Annotated in this window: 19 protein-coding genes; 9 read left to right on the plus strand and 10 right to left on the minus strand. The window is 63.7% G+C overall.

Annotation, left to right across the window (positions count from 1 at the left end):
• Nucleotides 1-29: 29 nt before the first annotated feature.
• The 5 genes from ACVJGD_RS34105 to ACVJGD_RS34125 all read right to left on the minus strand — a co-directional run bounded on the left by ACVJGD_RS34105 (nucleotide 30) and on the right by ACVJGD_RS34125 (nucleotide 6,452).
• Nucleotides 30-2,336: an exopolysaccharide transport family protein gene (locus tag ACVJGD_RS34105; protein WP_456638315.1), complete on the minus strand. Its 2,307-nt coding sequence runs from the start codon at nucleotides 2,334-2,336 to the stop codon at nucleotides 30-32.
• 156 nt (nucleotides 2,337-2,492) lie between these two features.
• The gene (locus tag ACVJGD_RS34110) at nucleotides 2,493-3,245 is read right to left on the minus strand and encodes a polysaccharide deacetylase family protein (RefSeq protein WP_456638316.1); all 753 of its coding nucleotides are present in this window, start codon (nucleotides 3,243-3,245) and stop codon (nucleotides 2,493-2,495) included.
• Between the two features lie 4 nt (nucleotides 3,246-3,249).
• On the minus strand, nucleotides 3,250-4,056 hold the full coding sequence (locus ACVJGD_RS34115; RefSeq protein WP_456638317.1) for a class I SAM-dependent methyltransferase: 807 nt from the start codon (nucleotides 4,054-4,056) through the stop codon (nucleotides 3,250-3,252).
• 6 nt (nucleotides 4,057-4,062) lie between these two features.
• Nucleotides 4,063-5,505, minus strand: a complete 1,443-nt coding sequence (locus ACVJGD_RS34120; protein WP_456638318.1) for a lipopolysaccharide biosynthesis protein — start codon at nucleotides 5,503-5,505, stop codon at nucleotides 4,063-4,065.
• Nucleotides 5,499-6,452, minus strand: coding sequence for a DUF6492 family protein (locus ACVJGD_RS34125; RefSeq protein WP_456638319.1), 954 nt, complete (start codon nucleotides 6,450-6,452; stop codon nucleotides 5,499-5,501). Before ACVJGD_RS34125 ends, ACVJGD_RS34120 begins: the two co-directional genes overlap by 7 nt.
• A 395-nt stretch (nucleotides 6,453-6,847) precedes the next feature.
• On the opposite strand from ACVJGD_RS34125, the gene ACVJGD_RS34130 reads away from it, so the two are divergent.
• Complete coding sequence (locus ACVJGD_RS34130; protein WP_456638320.1) at nucleotides 6,848-7,834, plus strand: glycoside hydrolase family 26 protein; 987 nt, start codon at nucleotides 6,848-6,850, stop codon at nucleotides 7,832-7,834.
• Between the two features lie 15 nt (nucleotides 7,835-7,849).
• Here ACVJGD_RS34130 and ACVJGD_RS34135 read toward each other — a convergent pair whose 3' ends face one another.
• A complete protein-coding gene (locus ACVJGD_RS34135) occupies nucleotides 7,850-8,983 on the minus strand; it encodes a radical SAM/SPASM domain-containing protein (RefSeq protein ID WP_456638321.1) in 1,134 nt (377 codons plus the stop codon).
• A gap of 403 nt (nucleotides 8,984-9,386) precedes the next feature.
• On the opposite strand from ACVJGD_RS34135, the gene ACVJGD_RS34140 reads away from it, so the two are divergent.
• Both ACVJGD_RS34140 and ACVJGD_RS34145 read left to right on the plus strand, forming a co-directional pair.
• Nucleotides 9,387-10,388 carry a glycosyltransferase family 2 protein gene (locus ACVJGD_RS34140; RefSeq protein ID WP_456640460.1) on the plus strand — a complete coding sequence of 334 codons (1,002 nt, stop codon included), beginning with the start codon at nucleotides 9,387-9,389 and terminating at the stop codon, nucleotides 10,386-10,388.
• On the plus strand, nucleotides 10,385-11,698 hold the full coding sequence (locus ACVJGD_RS34145) for an O-antigen ligase family protein (protein ID WP_456638322.1): 1,314 nt from the start codon (nucleotides 10,385-10,387) through the stop codon (nucleotides 11,696-11,698). Before ACVJGD_RS34140 ends, ACVJGD_RS34145 begins: the two co-directional genes overlap by 4 nt.
• Here the strand turns inward: ACVJGD_RS34145 and ACVJGD_RS34150 are convergent.
• On the minus strand, nucleotides 11,668-12,786 hold the full coding sequence (locus ACVJGD_RS34150; RefSeq protein WP_456638323.1) for a glycosyltransferase: 1,119 nt from the start codon (nucleotides 12,784-12,786) through the stop codon (nucleotides 11,668-11,670). The genes ACVJGD_RS34145 and ACVJGD_RS34150 overlap by 31 nt on opposite strands.
• A 180-nt stretch (nucleotides 12,787-12,966) precedes the next feature.
• On the opposite strand from ACVJGD_RS34150, the gene ACVJGD_RS34155 reads away from it, so the two are divergent.
• The 3 genes from ACVJGD_RS34155 to ACVJGD_RS34165 all read left to right on the plus strand — a co-directional run bounded on the left by ACVJGD_RS34155 (nucleotide 12,967) and on the right by ACVJGD_RS34165 (nucleotide 15,601).
• Complete coding sequence (locus ACVJGD_RS34155) at nucleotides 12,967-13,902, plus strand: cupin-like domain-containing protein (protein WP_456638324.1); 936 nt, start codon at nucleotides 12,967-12,969, stop codon at nucleotides 13,900-13,902.
• A gap of 15 nt (nucleotides 13,903-13,917) precedes the next feature.
• On the plus strand, nucleotides 13,918-15,105 hold the full coding sequence (locus ACVJGD_RS34160; protein WP_456638325.1) for a GNAT family N-acetyltransferase: 1,188 nt from the start codon (nucleotides 13,918-13,920) through the stop codon (nucleotides 15,103-15,105).
• A gap of 304 nt (nucleotides 15,106-15,409) precedes the next feature.
• The gene (locus ACVJGD_RS34165) at nucleotides 15,410-15,601 is read left to right on the plus strand and encodes a hypothetical protein (protein WP_456638326.1); all 192 of its coding nucleotides are present in this window, start codon (nucleotides 15,410-15,412) and stop codon (nucleotides 15,599-15,601) included.
• A gap of 93 nt (nucleotides 15,602-15,694) precedes the next feature.
• Here ACVJGD_RS34165 and ACVJGD_RS34170 read toward each other — a convergent pair whose 3' ends face one another.
• Nucleotides 15,695-16,642, minus strand: coding sequence for a DUF5996 family protein (locus tag ACVJGD_RS34170; protein WP_456638327.1), 948 nt, complete (start codon nucleotides 16,640-16,642; stop codon nucleotides 15,695-15,697).
• 25 nt (nucleotides 16,643-16,667) lie between these two features.
• On the opposite strand from ACVJGD_RS34170, the gene ACVJGD_RS34175 reads away from it, so the two are divergent.
• Nucleotides 16,668-16,961, plus strand: a complete 294-nt coding sequence (locus ACVJGD_RS34175; RefSeq protein ID WP_456638328.1) for a hypothetical protein — start codon at nucleotides 16,668-16,670, stop codon at nucleotides 16,959-16,961.
• 63 nt (nucleotides 16,962-17,024) lie between these two features.
• Here the strand turns inward: ACVJGD_RS34175 and wrbA are convergent, their stop codons facing one another.
• Both wrbA and ACVJGD_RS34185 read right to left on the minus strand, forming a co-directional pair.
• On the minus strand, nucleotides 17,025-17,624 hold the full coding sequence (gene wrbA / locus ACVJGD_RS34180; protein WP_456638329.1) for an NAD(P)H:quinone oxidoreductase: 600 nt from the start codon (nucleotides 17,622-17,624) through the stop codon (nucleotides 17,025-17,027).
• A gap of 171 nt (nucleotides 17,625-17,795) precedes the next feature.
• A complete protein-coding gene (locus tag ACVJGD_RS34185) occupies nucleotides 17,796-18,494 on the minus strand; it encodes a pirin family protein (RefSeq protein WP_456638330.1) in 699 nt (232 codons plus the stop codon).
• A gap of 110 nt (nucleotides 18,495-18,604) precedes the next feature.
• Between ACVJGD_RS34185 and ACVJGD_RS34190 the strand changes: the two genes are divergently transcribed.
• Both ACVJGD_RS34190 and ACVJGD_RS34195 read left to right on the plus strand, forming a co-directional pair.
• Nucleotides 18,605-19,513, plus strand: coding sequence for a LysR family transcriptional regulator (locus ACVJGD_RS34190; protein WP_456638331.1), 909 nt, complete (start codon nucleotides 18,605-18,607; stop codon nucleotides 19,511-19,513).
• A gap of 87 nt (nucleotides 19,514-19,600) precedes the next feature.
• Entirely contained in the window at nucleotides 19,601-20,593 is a 993-nt protein-coding gene (locus tag ACVJGD_RS34195) for a tripartite tricarboxylate transporter substrate binding protein (protein ID WP_456638332.1), read from the plus strand.
• The last annotated feature ends 63 nt before the right edge of the window (nucleotides 20,594-20,656 follow it).

Here is a 20,656-nt window from a genome sequence, read left to right on the forward strand (position 1 = left end):
GAGAGAGATGATCCCCACCCGGTTTGCGCTCACGCATATTGCTTGTCTTGCTGACGGTTCTCCACCGTAGGATTGAGCTCGTTCAGGACGACACCGATCAGCTTGCGCTCGGCCCCACCGAGCGCAGTGATGATGTCTTCCATGCAGTCGTTGATGTCGAGATGGACCGGGAGGACGGCGAGGAGGCCGTCGGCGAGCTCGAGCAGCTTGCGGTCCGCTGCGCTCCACGGCATCGCCGGCCCGTCGAGAATGATGAGATCGTAACCGCCGACGGGCCGCGCTTGCGCGACCGACTTGCGGATGGCTTCCGCCGCTTTGGCGTCGCCGCCCGCGATGACGGGCAGGATGGAAATTCCGTTCGCCGTATTGATGGCGCGCGTCGCCTTGCTGCCGATGCTGAGCCAGCCGAGGCGGCCAGCGTCGCTCTTGCCGAGCCTGATGACCTTGCCTGACAATTCGCGATCGCGATGATCGGCATCGATCATCAGCACTTTGGCGCCGTCGCGCGCGGCCGAGAGCGCGACGTTCAGCGCCACGACGCTGCGGTCGGCGGATGGACCCGCGCCGATCACAGCCATGACCGGCGCGCCGGTCGCGGGCGCGCGCTTCTCGAGCGTCGCGCGCGCCTCGCGCATGACGTTGAGGAAAGCCATCAGCGGAAAGCCCGCGCGCAGTGTCGGCCAGCCCAGCCGGGTGACGTCGGCGACATGGCCTGCGGTGAGGATGCCGCCCAGCGTGCGCATCACGTCGGATTCCTGCAGCCGGACGATCACGGGCTTCTCGATGACGCTGACTGCTGCTTGTGGCGCGGGCCTGTTGGCGACCGGCTGTTTCGCAGGGACTGCCGTCGTCTGCTTCTCAGGCGAGGTCGACTTGTTCGGCCGAAGCGGGTCGGCGCCGGGCGCAAGCTGGTCGGCGGCAATGATCCAGGCGGCGGCCGCGAGCCCGCCGAGCACGAAACCGATCATGGCGAGCAGGCTCATCGCCGGGGGGAACGTGCGCCGCTGCGGCACGGTGGCTTCGCCGATGACGCGCGCGCTCGAGGTGTTCAGGCTTTCCTGCTCCTCCGTCTCGCGCGAGCGCTTGAGGAAGGACTGGTAGACGTCACGGCTGGCCTCGACGTCGCGCTCGAGTTCGCGCAAGTGCACCGAGGCCTGGCTCATCTGCACGCTCTGGCGCTTCTGCGCGTCCAGCGCCTTGTTCAGCGATGCCTCGTAGTCGCGGGCGCGGGTCAGGTCGTTCTTCGCGGCCTGCGCGAAGCGATCAATCTCTTCCTTGATGGTGCGGCGGAGATCCTCGACCTGCTGTTCGACTTGCCGGAGTGCCGGATGCCGCGGGCCTAATTCGCTCTGCAGTTCGGCCTGCCGCTTCTTGGCATCGGCATATTGCGCGCGCAGGTTCGCAATGGTCGGCGACTGCAGCGCCTCGGGGATCGCGCCGGGGTCGCTCGAATTGCGTCGGCTGGCCTCGATCTGGTCATACTTCGCCTGCGCATCGAGCGTCAGCGCCCGTGCGGCGGCGAGCCGCTGGTTGCTGGCGGAAAGCTGCTGGTCGGCGATTAGCGTGTCCTGCGTGCCGACGAAATTGTTCTGCGCCTTGTAGACCGCAAGCGTGTTCTCGGCGTTACGCAGCCGTTCCTGCAGCTCCTTCAGCCGTCCCGAGAGATCCCTGGTGGCGCGCCGTGCGGCGGCGGACTGCGATTGCTTGGATTCGGCGAGATAGGCGCTCGAAAGCGCATTGGCGAGCATCGCCGCCTTCGCGGGCTCATACGACCAGACGTCGATGTCGACGACGAAGGTGCGGTCGGTTTTGCGCACGTTGATGTGGCGACCGAGCGCGTCCAGCGCGCTCATCGTCGCCTGCTGCTGCTGTTCCGCGGTCGGACGCAGCTCGATCCCGACCAAGCCGAGCAGCGAGCCGAGGGGGCTCTTGCCATCGCCGCCGCCGAACTCGGGGTCCTTGTCGAGATTGGTATTCTTGATGACCTGCAGCAGCACGCTGTTGGAGGTGATCACCCGCGCCTCGCTGTCGACCACCATGGCGAGGCCCGAAACGTCCTGCGCGCGCGGGGTCAGTTCGCGCTCGACGAGCTGTAACTCGCGCGGGTCGACATAGAGCTGCGCTGTTGCGGTGTATTTCGGAGTAAGGCTCTTGCCGATCGCAACCGCGATGCAGGCGCAAAGCAGTGCGGCGGCCGCGATCGCGGCCTTGCGACGCCACAGCAGCGCGACCAGGTCGACCACGTTGAAGCCGTGGTTGAAGCCCTGGCTTCGGCGCGGCTCGCCACCGCCCTGGCTTTTGGCCTGGTTGTTTATCGGCTGGTTGTAATCAAGCATCGACCCCAGCTTCCATTCCAAACGCCGCACGCATCGGCTGAGGGGTTACTCTTCGGGCTGCGTGATGCGCGACAGCGGACCGCGCGGCAACAACGCAACAGGAAAAATTAACCATAGTCTTTGAGGGACTATTCACTGAAAAGGCAAACAAAGCGTTTAAGCGCTCGCGCATCGGAACGCCTTCGCCATCGTGAGCGCCGGAATATTCCGCCTCGCCGCCGTTTCCAGCGCGTGGTTCAGGAGCTCTGGCGAGCAGCCGTAGAAGCTGGGCTGCGTGGCAACGTCGTGACTGTAAAAAATTAACCAACCGTTATGGATTTGTGCTTCGTCGAACGCCCGCTCGATTGCATCGCGATCCATCTGGCGGTCGATCAGCGGCATCGCGCGCAGGAACTGCAGGTCGACGTCGCCGAAGTTCACGCCCTCCACGATCGAGCGGCAGGTCGCAAATCTGGACTTGAGCAGATATTTGTGCGCGAACGAGCCGTAGCCGAACGGATAGGCGAAGGTCTCGATCTGCATCGACGGATCGAGCAAGTCGAAGTAGCGGCGGTTACAGGCGATGTCGCCGGCAAGCGAGCTCTCATCGAGATCGCTGGTGCGCCGGTGCGAAAAGGTGTGGCAGCCGATCTCGTGGCCGCGGCGATGGAGCGACAGCACGTCGTCATCGTCGCCTGACCTCCAGTTCGCCGTATCGACGCCGACCAGGCCGCCCGACACATAGAATGTACCGTGGGCGCCATGCGCCTCCAGCAGGTCGGCGCCTGATGTCACCGCGCTCTTCGGCAGGTCGTCGAAGGTGAAGCTGACCATCGGCGTGGCATTGCGCAGCCGGACCCGACCGACCGGCAGATGCATCGCCAGCCGGTGGCTGAGCTTCACCACCGCTTCGGACCACAAGGCGTGCATGTTCTTACAGCTTCCGCAGGATCACGTGATAATCGCCGTGCCGCACGTCGGTCTTGCCGGGCAGGAAGAAGTTCATCGCCTTCGCGGCGACGTCGACCAGCGCGGCGAGCAGGGGCTTGCGCAGGCGCATCTCCGGATAGCGCGGGCTCTCATAGACCTTGCGGTAGATCACCTGCAGGCCGTGCGCCCTGGCGAAGGCTTCAAGCTTGCCCAGCGTGACCAGCGGATGGAAATGGGTCGGGAACGGCGCCTCGCCCGGCAGCCCGGCCTTCTTGTCGCCGCGCACATAGCGGTAGAACCAGACATGGAACCAATGCGGCGAGTATTTCGTCACCACGCCGGACAGCGAATGCGGATTAGGCGCGCCGATCAGGATCAAGCCGTTCGGCTTGATCGCCTCGCAGAAGCCGCTGAGCGCGGCTTCGACATCGGGTACGTGCTCGATGACGTTGTAGCAGACGATGAAATCAAAACTTTTCGGTGCGAAACGATAGGTCTGGATGTCGCCCAGGATCGTTGCTTGCGCGTACTGATTGTTTTTGACCTGGTCCTCATCGATGTCGACCACCGTGATGTGGCTGCGCCGCAGCACCTTGAGCGGAAGGAAGCTGGTGGAGCCGCCACCGGCCTCGTAGATCGCGAGCGGGCGCGCCGGCAGCGCCGCCTCCAGGATGCTGTGCACGGTGAGCAGGCTCTGCCGTGCCTCGCCCGGCGGCAGGTCGAGTAGCGACTGTGGGTGGACGGACGGCCCAGCCGCGTTGACATCGGAGAGCGCTGTATGGATGCGATCCAGGGTAAGAGTGTCGGTCATTGGCTGTCATCCAATGTTGCTGTTTGCGAATTTTGCTCTGAACGCCATCAAGCCATGCTTCAGCCGGCCGCGAATCCGGGCGATGTCGAATAGCCAGGCGAGGGCGGCGTAGGTGAGGATACCTGCCCCCGCCAGCACGATGCATGCGGCGAGATCCGGAATGCGCAGGATGCGATCGAGTGCCGCGACGGTCAGCGCCATCGCGAGCGCGGCGATCAGGACGAGCGCCAGCCGGCCGAGCGGCAGTGGAACGCGGAAGGCGTAACGGGTCAGCACCAGCGCACAGGCAAAGCCGATGATGTCGGCGCCGAGCCGCGCCCAGGCTGCGCCGACCGTGCCGTAGTGGCTGACGAGGAGGTAAGACAGGATCACGTTCGCTGCGATCAGCGACGCCGTGTTGACGAGATAGAAGCCGTTGCGGCCCGACAGCAGGAAGCTCGCATGCAGATATTGCTGCGTCAGGACCTGGAAGACCACTGCGATCGCGATCACCGGCATGATCTCCGCCGCGAGCTCGCGAAAATCCACGCCGAGAATGATGTTGGCGACATGCGCCGAGATCACGGCAAAGCCGAGCGCAGCCGGCAGCGTGACCGACAGCAATAGCTCGAGACATTCGGCAAGATGCGAACGCACCGCGCCGTCACCCTGCTTGGCGTGGATCTGGACGGCAAGCGGAAAGAACGCCGCCGCCATGCTCATCGCCGGCATCATCAGCGTCTGCCGGACCAGGTCGAGCGAGGCGACATATCGGCCGGCGTCGGCCGCGCCGACGAGGTTGGCGATCATGAAGCGGTCGGTGACGCTGGCGATGGCGAGCAGGGTCAGCGACAGCGTCAGCGGCAGGCCGGTCCTGGCCACGGCCATGAGCGAGGTGCGATCGAAGCTGACATGCGTGCCGCGCCAGGCGGTGCGCGACTGTACGAGCACCGCGAGCAGATAGGCGAGGGCAGAGGAAAGCAATAGCCAGAAGCCGTTCGGGCTGACGAGCGCGACGACAATGCCGAGGCCGAGCACGGCGACGGCGCGCACCAGCGTCGCCTTCATCACCGAAAGCGCCATCAGTCGCGCGCGAACCAGGTCCTGCGTCAGTTCGAATAGGCCGATAGCAACCGAGAGCACTACGGTGGCGAGTGCCGCAGTGCCATCCAGGCCGGCGAGCCGGGCCAGCACATAGGCGATCGGCGCCGTCAGGCAGCAGATCATATAGCCTGACAGCACGAGGTCGCGGACGTCGGTGCCATCGTTGCGGGCGTGCCCGCTCAGGATCAGATTTCTGAACCAGCCGACCAGGAATACGCTGATCACGGAAGCGAAGCCGATGCCGAGCAGATAGACGCCGTAATCATGCGGCGAGAACAGCCGTGTGAAAACGAACACGCTGAGCAGCCCGAGCAGCGCCGAGAGGATGTTGGCAGTCAGGTTGATGCTGGCTTGCCCGATCAGCATAACGCCGCGAACTCCACGCGTTCGCTGCCGGCGAGGGACAGAATCTCGTTGCTCTCGGCGATCGCTGCGCGGATGGTCCCGACCGGCGTGCCGGAGAAGGACGCGATCGAGAAGGCGACGTCGTCCTTGTTGGCGCGGCGCAAGAGATCCTGCAGCTCGCTCTTGCTGAGTCTCGGATCGTCCCAATAGCTGACGCAGGGCGTGCTTGGGACCTGGGTATGCCGCAGCGAGGCTGCAGCGTCGTTCTGCACGAAATAGCCGTACAGCATGTATTCGGAGAATTCGCGCGTCTTGCACAGCGCCTCGATCCAGTCGATGCCGGTGACAGCCTCGATGCGCTCGGCCAGGGCGCGAGTGGTCCGCTTGTCCCAGAAGATGATGTGCCCGATGAAATCGTCGGCCGGAAACGGCGGCGTCGGCAGCCCGAGCAACTCGTGGCTGGTCACGAGCCAGCGCGAATGCCGCGGCTGGTCCGCGGTCACCGCGTTCGACATGGTCAGCATCGGGATCGCGTTCGGATATTCGAACCGTGTCAGGTCGAAGTCGCGGAAGAACACGATGTCGGAATCCAGGATGCAGAAGCGCTGGTGAGGCAACGCGATGGTGGCGGCGATCTTGAGGATCTGCTGTACATGCCATCCGTTCACCGGCTTGGCCCGCAGCGACCACCAGAACTGGCGCCGCCGACGCTGGATGATGCGTGGCAGCGGCCGCAGCCAATCGGGCAGGAAGGTCGAGGCCGGGATGATGACGCGACGATCGCTGGCAAGCGGCGCGAACAGCGGCAGGTCGCAATCGGGAACCAAGAGATAGTGCTTGGAGAACGAAGTGACGTGCCGGTCCACGCTCTCGCAGAGCAAAGTACAGATTTCCAGGTCGCGCCCGTAAGTCGGGGTTAACAACGCAACTGGGTCCATCTCGTAGCTCTCTCTGGCGATCACGTTCACGGTTGTCGCTTTCCAGGCCGCCGTTCTTCCTCGGCAAGTCTTTCAGCAAGATCGATGCCGAACCGGGGCATCGGCTCTGGCCGGGATCCGCGGTGGTTAATTTTGCTTGCGGCTGATGCGTGAGGCGCGGCTGGCAGCGCGAAGTAACCATAAGAAGTCGTGCTTCGTGTCCGTCTGCACGGCTTGCCCGGATATTGCAGAGACGGACCCGCGCATCGCCGATGCTGTTCGGCGCGGGTATGAGTACATGCGAATTTACGGGTTTTCCGGGCGGGACCTCGCTGTGCATGATACGAAGGCTGTGCCGCCGGTCCGTTTCGGCACAGCCGTTCCGTCCGCGGTGTCCGCTTTTGAAACGACCGTAGGAACGGGCCGCAAGCTCGCAAGGACAGCAGATGGCTCGAACTGAACGATTGAGCCGGCGTCGCTTCGTCGGTGGGATGCTGACGGCTTCAGCCGGCGCGGTTCTCGGCGGGGTCACCGCTGCGCGGGATGCGGCCGGTGCGGCCTCGCGCTTGGGCGCCGATCCCGCGCGATTTGCCGGCGCCTTCGTGAACTGGGCGGGTGATGGCCGCGAGCATGTGCTGCAGGCTTGGGAGAAATGGCTGAAGCACAAGCCGGCATCCGTGCTCGGCGTCGACTTCTACGGCCAATCGACCTGGGAAGATTTTCGAAAAGTCGATTGGGTGCCCGGCATCTGGAGACGCCTCAATCCGAAACGCAACGTCGTCTGGTCGATGCCGCTGACGATCACGGGTACGCCGCTGGTTGATGTCGCGGATGGCTTGCACGATTCCGAGTTCGAGGCCGCGGCACGTGCGATCGCCGAAGCGCAACCGCGCGCGATCATCCGGCTCGGCTGGGAGATGAACCTTTCGCAGATGGGCTGGTTCGCCAAGGGCCAGGAGGCCGACTACATCAGGGCGTTCCGGCGCGTGGTGGATATCTTCCGCCGCGCGTCCAGCGAGTTCAAGTTCGACTGGTGTCCCGGCTGGGGTCCGCAGGAGATGCCTGCCGATCTCGCCTACCCCGGCGACGATGTCGTCGACTATATCGGGCTCGACGTCTACGACTTCAAATCGGAGGGCTCAGTGGAGGAGCGCTGGCAGACGCTTTTTCTCAAGGCGCCGTTCGGTCTCGAATGGCACCGCGATTTCGCCGCGCGGCACGGCAAGCGCGTCAGCTTTCCGGAATGGGGCGTCGGCCATGCCGGCGACAATCCTTACTTTATCCAGAAAATGTACGATTGGTTCGTCGAGAACCAACACAGCATTGCTTATGCCGCGTACTTCAACGTCGACGGCCTGTGGCCCACCCAGATCGACACCGGCCGTTTCCCGGAATCGGAGAAGCTGTTCCGAAAGCTGTTCGGAGCCAAGTGACGTCGTGGCCCCTGGTTACGCCGCCGCTTCACCCGGGCTAGGGTCGCGACTGCCCTCGTTCGCCTGCGCCTTTGTTCCCGTCAGCAGGGTCAGGCCCATCTTGAGCTTGTCCTGCAGCGTGCGCTGGGCGAGGCAGGTGAAGAGGCAGAGCTTGTCGCAGGCCACGGTTTCCTTGCGGCGCATGCGGGCTTCCTCGCTGTACCAGATTTCGCGCGCGGTCTGCGTACGGACGTTGCCGATCGGCTTGAAGAACCAGCAGACCTCGAGGCGGCCGTCGGAGCGGATGAAATAGTTGCGCATGCCGACCCGGCAGGGCATCACCTCCGGCGGCGCCTTCTCGCGGCGGAAATGATTGGGCCAGGCGTTCAGCACCGCCTCGCCGTTGAGGATTGGCGCGCCCTGGCGCTTCAGCCGCAGCAATTCGTCGCGAACGGCAATCAGATCGTCCATCTCCTTTTCGCCGATCCACAATTCGTCCTCGACTTCCTGCGTGCCCATCTCGACCGGCTGGAAGCTCAGCGCGGTGGCGCCGATCTGCTGGATCCAATCGACCATCTGCGGCAACTGACGGAAGTTCAGTCTGTGCACGACCGGCTTGATGATGATCGGAAAATCCAATCCTTCGGCGCGGCGCTTCTCGGAGACGTTCCGGATGCCCTGCACGATGTCGTTCAGCGAGTTCTCGATGCCGCGCGAATAGTTGTGGATCTTCGGATCCCGCGAGTCGATCGATATGTTGATGTTGAAGGGATGCGCCTCGACCGTCTGGGCGACGATCTTCTTGTTCAGATAGGCGCCGCCATTGGTGGTGACGCCCCAATGGATGTCGTTGTCGCGGCAGAAGCGGACGAGGTCGAGGAAACCCTTCTTGATATAAGGCTCGCCGCCGGCGAATTCGACATGATAGGCGCCGATGAATTCCTTCAGGCTCGAAAGCGCGCGCTGCCACTCCTCGATCGACATTTCCTCGCGGTAGTTCGGACGGCGCCAATAGTCGCAATAGCGGCACTTGTAGTTGCAGCGCTCGACGACCTCCGCGAAGATCGCGGCGGGCCGAGTGACGTCGCGGCCGGTGCGCAGATAGAGTTCTTCCGACAGCGCGTTGCGGACATGCCTTGTGCCCAGCGAGACGAGGTCTAGCGCTTTCAAGGTGAAACCTCAGACATTTGCGAGTGTTGTTGTTGCGATCTCGATCAATTTCTTCGTCGTACCGAGGACAGCAAATCGAATGCCAGTGGGGATGAAGGCTCTTCTGCCAGCGCTACGGACCGCGTTTAACCTTAACGAATTGCTGCCAATGCGCGGCGATCGCGCGCGCATCGATGCGGATCAGAGCGCAAAGCACGCAGAATGCCGCCCGATTAACCCTCGCAAGAGATCGTCGCGGCGCCACCTGCGGCTGGATCGGATTTTGCCATGAGCCAGCCATATCGTGCGAATCGCTAGCGTGCGGCTCCGCCCATCAACGATTTCGGGACGATTGCGTCCCATGATGGTGACGTGACCCGTTCTGGGACGGCGTGTCGCGGACTGGGAAAACGCCATGAACAAGATGTCGATTTCGACCGAGTTTCTTGCAACGGACCGCGCCTGGGTCGCGGCCTCGCCCGCGCTCGACTGCTCCGTTGAGACCGTGGTCTGCATCCCGAGTTTCCGCCGGCCGCAGCATCTGCGGCTGACGCTGGAATCGGTCGCCGCGCAGTGCACCGTGCGCCGCTTTGCGGTCGTGGTCGTCGAGAACGACGCCGCCAACTGTGAAAGCGCGCCGGTGGCCGCGGAATTCCTGGCATCGGGAAAGCTGAACGGCCTCTGCCTCGTCGAGCCGCGGCAGGGCAACTGCCACGCGATCAATGCGGCCTTCGAGACGGCGCTCGCGACCTTTCCGCGGGCTGCGAACTTCCTGATGATCGACGACGACGAAATCGCCTCGCCCGATTGGCTCGAGCGCATGATCGAGGCCGCCGAGACGACCGGCGCGGACGTGATCGGCGGACCGGTCTGGCCGAATTTCGACGACGAGCACAAGCGCGGCCTGAAGCGTCATCCGGCCTTTGCGCCGGCCTATCATAGCAGCGGGCCGGTGCCCGTGATCTATGGCTGCGGCAACTGCCTGATCCGCCGCCAGGTGTTCGCTCGCCTCGGTAGTCCCGCGTTCGACTTGCGTTTCAATTTCTTAGGCGGCGGCGACCACGATTTCTTCGCCCGCTCCCGTCGCGCCGGTTTCCGCTTCTACTGGGTGACGGATGCGGCCATCATGGAGACGGTGCCGCGGAGCCGGACCAAGCTCGGCTGGATCGTGCGGCGTGGCCTGCGGATCGGGGCGATCAATTATCACATCGAGCACAAGGCGGCGCAGTCGGTCTGGTCGCGCGCCGCTGTGATGGCCAAGATGTTCGGCCTGGTGCCGTTCTCGCTGTTCCGCGCCACGCGCATCGTCTTGCGGGAGCACCAGCCTATCATCGCCATGCATCCGATGATGGTCGCGGTCGGCAGCGCGCTTGCGGTGCTCGGCATCGAGCCGCAACCCTACGCCGCCTCAAAGATCGTTTCGTGACTGAGTTCTTCATCACTTCCGAAGCCCGGGCCGTCCTTGCCGATGTCTGGCGGCGGCCGGTGATGGATTTCGTCCGCGCCGCGGTCTTCATCGGCATTCTGCTGCTGGTGTGGCTCTCGCTGCATCCGTTCGACGATCTCAGCGACATGCGCGTCGGCGAGGTAACTTCCGGCAAGGAGGCCGTGCTCTACGCGCTGTTCGGCGTGCTCATGGTGCTGATGCTCTTCTTGACCATGCGTGACAACATGCCGGCGCTGGCCTCGCTGTTGACCCCGGCCTATGTGCTGTTCGGGACCTGGCTTTGCCTGACCGTCGTGCTGTCGTTCGATCCGGCCACCTCGAGCCGCCGTTTCGCGCTGTCGGTGTTCGTCGTGGTGGTGACGGCGACGATGATGCTGCTAGCGAAGTCGCAGGGCGAGTTGATGCGCTGGTTCAGCATCGCCGCGCTGGTCTTGCTCGCGACCTGCTATCTCGGGATATTGCTGGCCCCGAACCTGTCGATCCATCTGGCGACCGACCCGCAGGAGCCGGCGCTCGCCGGCAATTGGCGCGGCGCGTTCGGGCACAAGAATGTCGCCGCCGCGATGATGGCGATGATGATGTTCCTCGGCGTCTATTTCATCCGCGCCGGCGGATGGATTTCGGGCGTCATCGTCATAGCGCTCTCCGCCCTGTTCCTGGTCTACTCGGCGGGCAAGAGCTCGATCTCGCTTTGCCTGGGCGTGCTGCTGCTGACCTCGCTGATGTCCGTCGTCCGTTCCTTCTGGGGGCGCGCCTTGATGTTGCTGTTGCCGCTCATCGTGCTCAATCTGTTCAGCGTCGGCACGGTGCTGAGCGATACCCTCGCGTCGGTCGCGAAGCTCTTGCCGCTGGATACGAGCTTCACCGGCCGTTCCGACATCTGGGTCTTCGCCGTCGAGTCCCTGCATCAGCGGCTCCTGACCGGCTACGGCTTCGAAGCCTTCTGGGGCAGCAACGCGATCACGAATTTGAAGGAAGGCAAGGAATGGGCGGGTTACGCCTCGCATAGCCATAACGGCTATCTCGACACCGCGCTCGGCACCGGCCTTCCGGGGCTCGTGTTTCTGATCGCCGCGATCGTCGTCAAGCCGCTGCGCGACTTCCAGGCTGCTGACGAAGGCGGCAATGATGGGCCGCTGTCGATGGTGTTCCTGCGGATATGGCTGTTCGGCCTCTATCTGTCGTCGATGGAGAGTTTCTTCCTCGACCGCGCCGATCCGATCTGGGCGACATTCCTGATCGCCGTGTTCGGCCTGCACTATCTCGCGCGATTCCGGTTGCGGGCATAGATGACGGCCGCCGCCGCGGCCGCTACATCGCGCCACCAGCCGGTGAAGTCAAAGGGGGCTTGCGCCGGCGGCTGTTCCGCCGCGGACACGATCGCATCCGCATAGACCTCGCCCGCCGATCCGCGCGGAACCAGGATGATCGCGCCGCGATCGATCAATTGCCTGAAGCGCGGATGGTGGTCGAACTCGTTAGCCAGGGCAGGGCCGGTCGCGATCAGCGGCCGGCCCGATTGCGCGCAGGTGAGGATGCTCGAACGGCGGGCCGTAATGCCTTCGTCCAGCGGGTAGCAGAAAGCGTCGACCTCGCTGAACAGGCCGAACACTTCGGCATCCGAGGCAACATAGCCGGAGACGATCACGTCCTCGCCGAGGCCAAGCTCGGCGGCGCGCGCGTGGAAATTCTCCTCGACCTTGTCGACGCCACGGATGAAGGAGCCGATATAGACAAGCAGCGGCCGCAATCCGCGCGCCTTCAGGATCGCGCCGATCTCGAGCAGCGCATTCGGCTGCTTGCCCGGATAGATCGAGCCGAAATGGCCGATCACCAGTCGTCCGCTGGCGCGTGCCGCTGATAGCCGCTGCCGCAATTCGGAGTCGTCGATGGTCGCGGGCGCTTCGACATTGGGCGGCAGCGGCGCGAGCACGCACTTGTCGACAGCGGAGGCGACCACGGGATCATCGGCAAGCTCCTTCCGCACCAGCGGCGAGAACATGACGATACTGTCGGCAAGCCACACCGCGGGGATGTAGGTGATCCGCCGCATCCAGTTCAGCCCGGCCCATTCATGTTCGACCAGGATGACCGTGCGTCGCCTGAGCTTTGCGATTGTGAGCGTGAGAAGCGGCCGCAGGATCACGCGCTTCCAGGCCACGATCGGAAAATTGCAGACCACGCTCTGCGCCGAACCGACCGCGCGCCAGATGTCGCGGAGCGATCCCTGGCCGCGTGTCAGCGTTAACGTTTGGCTACTGCCGGGATCGAGCTCTTCGATCGCTTCGCCGAGCAGGCGCGTGAACTGCCCGACGCCGCAATGCATCTCGGCTCCCGCGCCGAGGAACAGCGCCCGATATCGGGGTGTGGAGGTCATCGCTGCAGCGGCGGGCTTCCGAGGTGATCTCCGTTAGCCATATCGCGCAGACCTTAGCTTCCGGTAAGCGCCTGAATAGTGCCGGCATCGATCTTGCCAATCCTGGCGTGACGGCGGCCCGGTCGTCCCGTAACGGGACATCGGACAATCAAAACGACGCAAGGCGACCAGGAGCGCGACATGACGAGAAGCAAGATCTTCACCAAATGGGATGACACCCATTCGGAGCTCTGGAGCCATCAGCCGATCCGGCTCGAGCACGCGATGCACAAGCAGCCCGCGTTCTCGATGGACGAACTCGCGAAGCTGATCGAGAATTATCCGCGCGAGCACTACAGCCTGGTCAAAACAGGTGCGAAGGGCTCCAGCCGGGTCTGGCGCGAAGGCGAGATCGGCAAGCTTGGGGGTCGCGAGGTGATCGAGGCGATCTCGCGCGGCGGCCTCTGGCTCAACCTGCGCAACGTCACCTCTGTCGATCGCCGTTTCCGCGAGATGGTCGATCAGATGTTTGCGGAGATCGCCGCGAAGGCTCCCGGCTTCGACGCGCCGACGCATCAGGCGGGCATCCTCGTCTCCTCGCCGGACGCGCAGGTCTATTACCACTCCGACCTGCCGGGGCAGGGATTGATCCAGATCGCCGGCCGCAAGCGCGTCTATATCTATCCGAACACACCGCCATTCATCCGGCCGGAGCATCTCGAAGATATCGCGCTCTTCGACGTCGAGGTCGATATCCCCTATGCAGCCTGGTACGACCAGCACGCCCAGGTGATCGATCTCGAACCCGGCCAGATGTTGAACTGGCCGCTCAACGCGCCGCATCGGGTCGAGAATCTCGGCGTCGTCAACATTTCGATGACGGTATCCTACGTCAACGATGAAATCCGGCGCGCGCAGATCCTGCATCTCGCCAATGGCATGCTGCGTCACCGCTTCGGCTACACGCCGAAGAGCCGCAGCCTGCGTGGTCCGTCCTTCTTTGCCAAGCAGGTGATGCAGAAGCTGCTGCGCGACGGCAATTGGGTGAAGCGCGAGCGATCGGTGCGCCGCCCGATCGACTTCCGTCTGGACGAGACCGAACTCGGCAAGATCGTCGACCTGCCGAAGGCGGCGTAAGCGCGACTTGCGGCGATGACAACACTTGCAACATCGGCGGGCAAGCTCACGGCGCATGCGAAAGCGCGCGCGGCCGGCTATCGCGTCGAGATCTTCTCCGACTGGAAGCAGGCGGCAGCGCGATGGGGCGCGTTCGCCCCACCGACCGCGTTCCAGAATCCGCAATGGTATGAAGCCTGGTACGCCGCTTTCGCCGATACCGACGGTGTCTCGCCGGTGGTCGCCTTCGTCACCGACGCCGCGACTGGCGAGCCGGCGGCGTTGTTGCCGTTGATCCGTCACCGACAGGGCAACATTCGAACCATCGAATTCGCTGATCTCGATCTCACCGATTACAACGCGCCCTTGCTTGGGTCGGCTGCGCCGCGTGATGCCGCCGCAGCGCGTGCCTTCTGGCGCGACCTGCGCGCCGCGTTGCGCAAGCTGCCCGGCGGCGCCGATCTGATCCGCTTCCGCAAGGTCGCACCCGATCTCGACGGCCGGCCCAATCCGCTGGCGCTGCTCGATGGCGCGGCGGTGTGCCCGGTCAACGGCAATCTCGTCACCATGGGCGAGGACTACGATGCCTGGCGCTACACGCTGGAGCGGACGGTGCGCAAGGAGCTGGAGCGGAGCTGGCGCGTGTTCACGCGCGATCCGGCGGCGGCCTTCACGATCGCCGCGGACAGTGACGAAGCGCTGCGGATTCTCGCGACGACCGAGGCTCAGCAGAGCTCGCGGATGCAGAGCCTGGGAGTCAATTTCGTCCTCAATGACGAGAACTGCGCCGCGTTCTATCGCAGCCTGGTCCGCAATGGTGTCGCCAGCGGCTATGCCGTGGTGTCGGCGCTGACGGCTGGCGAGGAGGTGGTGGCAACGCTGCTCGGTATCCGCAACGGCTCGCGCTACGTGATGATCCGCATCAGCAACGCCGGCGACCGATGGAGCAATTGCTCGCCGGGCCGGCTGATCATTGAGCGTACCATGGCGGCGCTGCACAAGCAGGGCGTTCGCGAGTTCGATTTCTCGATCGGCAACTACGCCTACAAGCGTCGTTACGGCGTGAAGCGCTTTCCGTTGCTCGATATCGGCGCAGCCTTGAGCTTGCGCGGACTGCCACATGCCCTCCGCGACCGCGCTGCGCAGGAATTACGCAATTATCCGAAGCTGACGACGTATCTGAAACGCGCGCTCGGCAAGCCGCCGTCCCGCGAAGAGACATGATCGCGATGCCGTAGGGTGGGCAAAGCGCAGCGTGCCCACCATCAAGCACTTCGCTCGTGACGGTGGGCACGCTTCCGCCGTCGCTCGTGGATGGCTCATGGCAGAAGAGTCGCTTTGCCCTCCCTACGCACCGCCGTCCCGCGAGGAGAGCTGATCTGCTTTAATGCAGAATTGTCACACTCACGCGGATTGTGTGGGTGTTCTTCCTATGTTCGCAAAAGTCCACAATTGTGGTCGCTGCAGCGCCGTATGCTGGCTCCCGGGCTAAGGGCCACCGGGGAATGTTTCCGCAAGGAGAGCCGACATGCCAGCCTATATCCATCACCATGCCGTGGAACCGGACTTCATCATCTGCCCGAGCTGCGCAGGTCTTCCGATGTTCGTCACGGATGTTGAGCCGCATTGGAGCATGGCGAAAATCGACTTCACCTACGAATGCTCCGATTGCGGCGCGCAGGTCAGGCAGACGGTGACAAAGCCGGAACTGCTGAATTAGAGCGTGATCCGGAAAAGCAGGAACCGCTCAAGCGAAAGATGAGGTCATGATCCGATTCAAGCTGATCGGATCACGATTCAAGGTCGGCGCTGTTCAGAGCTGCCGCACCACGCCGGGTCGGCCAGGCGAGCATTCCAGCGCGGCGCGATCCCATTTTGCGGCAATCGCGGCAGCCTCATAGGTGCTTTGCAGGAATTCCAGCACCGCCTGGTCGGGATCGCTGGAGGTGCGCGCGGCATCATAGGGCAGGATGAATTCGCCAAGCGACTCACTGAAGAAGGCTGCGTCGGGTCGCACCTTGGCGGTGCGGAAGCCCGCAGGCTCGGGATAGGCATAGCAATAGAACGCCGGATAATCGATGGCGCCGCCGCCCGGCCAGAAACCCGCGCTGCTCACCTCATGCGAATAGGCTTCGTGCGCCACCGCGTCGGGCAGGTGTGGCACACCACCGGGATGGCGTGGTGCCGTCCTGCCGGAGAAACGTGTCACCGCGAGATCAAAGCTGCCCCAGAAGAAATGCACGGGGCTGGCTTTGCCGAGGAAGCCGGTGCGGAACTGCTTGAACAGCCGGTCGCAGTTCAAGAGGATCTGGAAGAAGCGCCGCACCGCGTCCGCATCGTAGGAGCGGTGCTCGTTGTCTTCCGAGAACCGGATCGGGTCCGGCAATTCGTTCGGCATTTCGTCGATCGCAACGTCGATGCCGAGCTCTCTCAACGCAGCGAGCGCCGCCGCGTAGAAGCCCGCCACCGAGAGTCCGGCCAGCGCAAAATGCCGCTCGCCGCCGTCGCTGCTCGAAATGCGCAAGGCGTGATCGATGAAGTCGAAATCGATTTGAAAGGTTCTAATGCCGTCAGGGATCGGCGAGGTGGTCAGCCCGCGCGCGGTGACATAGAGCGTGACGTGCCACGAATGGTTCAGCCAGGGCGACTTGGCCAGCCGGATCTTGCCGACGATCTGGCTCCAGAGCTGCAGCGTGGCACAGGTATCGCGCCATGCCGCGGTCGGCAGTTCCGGCCACAAAACTTGCTTGGTGTTGCTCATGCCAAGACCTCACGCGTGATAGCCCGTGAAGCAGTCAATCTATCACGAGTTCGTTATGGCAATTCCAGGGATGCGCGCGGATAAATCGACATCACGACTTCGTGCATTCCGGACAGCGGCGTTGCCCGCGCGTGGCGCGGAAAAGACCCTTGCACCACCAGCGTCGCGCGAGAGCCTGCAGCGGCCTACGCACCAACTGCGCCATGAAAAGCATTTCAACCATATCGTGATCCCCGACGCGCATGTGCCGCCAGGTCCGGGGGGCAAGGACCTGGCGGCTGCAGTCATGCGGTTTGAACATGAAGGTGCGATCGAATGAAATTTCCGACCGCACCAGTCAGATAGGGCAGTGCTCGCAAAAGAGAACGCCCTTGAACTCGCATCAGCCATGCAGTTTGTTCGCGGTCTCCGCGATCACACGTCCTTGATAACGCGCGCCTGCAAGCTCGTTCGCGCTCGGTTGCCGGCTGCCGTCGCCGCCGGTGATCGTGGTGGCGCCATAGGGCGAACCGCCGGTGATCTCGTCGAGCTTCATCTGACCGGCAAAGCCGTAATTGAGGCCGACCACGGTGAGGCCGAAATGCAGCAGGTTGGTGATGATCGAGAACAGCGTCGTTTCCTGCCCGCCATGCTGGGTCGCAGTCGAAGTGAACGCGCCGGCGACCTTGCCATGCAAGGCGCCCTTGGCCCAGAGACCGCCGGCCTGATCCAGGAAATTCGCCATCTGCGAGGACATGCGGCCGAAGCGGGTGCCGGTACCGATGATGATCGCATCATAATTGGCGAGGTCGTCGATCTTCGCGATCGGCGCTGCCTGGTCGAGCTTGTAGTGTGACGCCTTCGCGACTTCGGCCGGCACCAGCTCAGGCACACGCTTGACGTCGACGGAGGCGCCGGCTTCGCGCGCGCCTTCGGCGACCGCATTCGCCATGGCCTCGATGTGACCATAGGCGGAATAATAGAGGACGAGAACTTTGGCCATGATGGCTCTCCTTTGGTTGTGTTGTTGAAGTTTGTGAGTAGTTGAAGTTGGAGCGTCATTGCCGGGCTTGACCCGGCAATCCATCACAATCGAGAAACCTTTCGGAGGGGATGGATGCCCGGGTCATCCCCGATCGGGTCGGGGACGGGCGCCCGGGCATGACGAGTGGAGTTACGCCGCGTCGACCAGCACCAGTTCGGAATCTTCCCGCGCGGTGATCGTCAGCTTCGCTTCATCGCGGATCGCGGCGCCGTCACGGGCATCGACACGCACGCCGTTGACTTCGATGCTGCCGGCCGCGGGCACAAGATAAAGATGCCGCTTCTGCTCCGGCGCATATTCTGCGCTCTCACCGGCCTTCAGCGTGGTGGCAAGCACGCGCGCCTTGGCGCGGATCGGCAGCGCATCCGCATCGTCCTCGAAGCCGCTCGCGATGGTGACAAGCTTGCCGGAGCGATCGGCCTTCGGGAAAGGCTTGGAGCCCCAGGTCGGCTCGCCGCCTTGCGTCGTCGGCTCGATCCAGATCTGGAAGAGCGTCGTCTTCGACGGCTCGAGATTGTACTCGGCGTGGCGGATGCCGCTTCCCGCGCTCATCACCTGCACGTCGCCGGCCTCGGTGCGGCCTTGGTTGCCGAGCGAGTCCTGGTGCGTGATCGCGCCTTCGCGGACGTAGGTGATGATCTCCATGTTGGCATGGGGATGCGGCGGAAAGCCGGTGTTCGGTGCAATCTCGTCGTCGTTCCACACGCGCAGGGCGCCGTGGCCCATATTGTTCGGATCATAATGGCTGCCGAAGGAGAAGTGGTGCTTTGCCTTCAGCCAGCCATGGTCGGCGCCGCCGAGCTTCGCATAGGGTCTGAGTTCGATCATCGGATATTTCCTCAGTTTCGACACGCCTTGGATATGCCGCCGGGCGTGGTATAGAAATAGAAACTATCGAAACTCATTGTTTCCGTTTATGGCAAAGGGCAGTCGCCAAGATGTCAAAACTCCCGGATTTCGAAGCGCTCGCGATCTTCGCAAAAGTCGTGGAATTGCGGTCATTTGCGGCGGCCGCAACCGAGCTTGCGCTGTCGAAGGCCACCGTCTCCAAGGCGGTCAGCCGGCTCGAGGACCGGCTTGGTGCGCGGCTGTTCAACCGCACCTCGCGGCGGCTGGCGCTGACGGATGCAGGGCAAAAACTGTCCGAGCGCGCCGCGCGCCTGCTCGCCGATGGCGAGGCGGCCGAGAACGAGGCATTGGCGCAATCGGTCACCCCGCGCGGCCTGGTGCGGCTCGCGGTGCCCATGACATTTGGAGTGAAGTCGGTCGCGCCGCTGTTGCCGGAATTTCTGGAGAAATATCCGGAAGTGTCGATCGACCTGCATTTGAGCGATGCGACCGTCGATCTGATCGGCGAAGGTTTCGACGCCGGCCTGCGCATCGCGCGCCTGCCCGATTCGTCCTTGATCGCGCGGCGGCTCTGCGCGATGCCGCGTTATACGGTGGCGGCGCCGTCCTACCTGAAGCGTTACGGCCGGCCGACGCATCCGATGCATCTCGCCGAGCACAAATGCTTCGGCTACGCCTATCTCTCGACCGCGGGCGTCTGGCACTACACCAACGCAGCCGGCGAGCAGGCGAGCGTGCGACCCGCCGGGCAGTTGCGCGTCAACAATGGCGAAGCGCTGCTGCCGGCCGTTCTCGCCGGCCTCGGCATCGCCGATCTTCCCGGCTTCATCGTTGGAGAAGCCATCGCGCGCGGCGAAGTCGAAGTGATCCTCAAGGGCTGGAAGCAGCCCGAAGGCGCCGTGCACCTGGTGACACCCCCCGGCGGCCCGCGCCCCGCGCGCGTCGAAGTGCTCGCGGAATTCCTGGCAAAGCATTTTACGAAAGGCCGGAAGCGGTGAGGCGAATGCCACCTTTGCCCATCACGCCCTCTATCGGCTACGCTATTCCCCACAAACCAAAACAAAACCACTGGGGAGAAAATGCTGATGAAACGCCGGGAGATTCTGAAAGCCGCCGCGGTCTTGCCGCTGGCGCACGCCGCGCTTTCGCATGCTGCGTTCGCGCAAGGCGCTGTTTATCCCAACCGCAACATCACCATGATCGTGCCGTTTCCGGCTGGTGGGCAGGCCGATCTTGCGGCGCGGCCGGTGGCGGCGGCGCTCGAGCGGATCCTCGGCAAGCCCGTGATCGTCGACAACCGCGCCGGTGGAGCCGGCGGCTCCGTCGGCAATGCACAGGCCGCGCGTGCCGAGCCGGACGGCTATACGCTGTTGATGACGCTGTCCTCGCTCGCCGTGCTGCCCGAAGCCGATCGGCTGTTCGACCGCCCCGTCGCCTATGAGGTCTCGCAGTTCGCGCCGATCGCGCGCGTGCTCGCCGATCCGACGCTGCTCGCGGTGCCGGCCTCTGCGCCTTGGAAGACGCTGCAGGATTTTGTCGACGACGCCAAGAAGCGACCTGGCCAGATTCCCTATGGCTCGTCCGGTCCCTACGGCACGCTTCACGTCGCGATGGAAATGTTTGCCGCAAGCGCCGGCATCAAATTGCTGCACGTGCCGTTCCGCGGCGCCGGCCCGGCGCTGACCGCGCTGTTGAGCGGCACGGTGCAGGCGATGGCATCCGCCCCGGGCACGCTGAAACAGCAGGTCGCGGACGGCAAGATGCGGGTGCTCGCTAATTGGGGCGCCGAACGCGTCGCCAGCTTTCCCGATCTGCCGACGTTCAAGGAACTCGGCTACCAGGATGTCGAGTTCTACATCTGGGCCGGCCTGTTCGCGCAGCGCGCATTGCCCGCGCCGATCATGGCGCGACTGCGGGAGGCGATGGCGGAAGCAGTGAAGGCGCCGGAAGTCGTCAGGACCTTCGAGACCGCGGGCAGTCCGGTCGCCTATCTCGACGCGCCGGAGTTTTCCAAATTCGTCGCCGATGACAGCGCGCGGCTGATCGCGGCGGTCAAGAAGATCGGCAAAGTGGAGTAGGCGATTTCACATTTTGTTGCGGGTCGCGAACCTTCCACAGTCTCATTCATTTGGCATAGTTGG

Source organism: Bradyrhizobium sp. USDA 10063 (assembly GCF_054063735.1).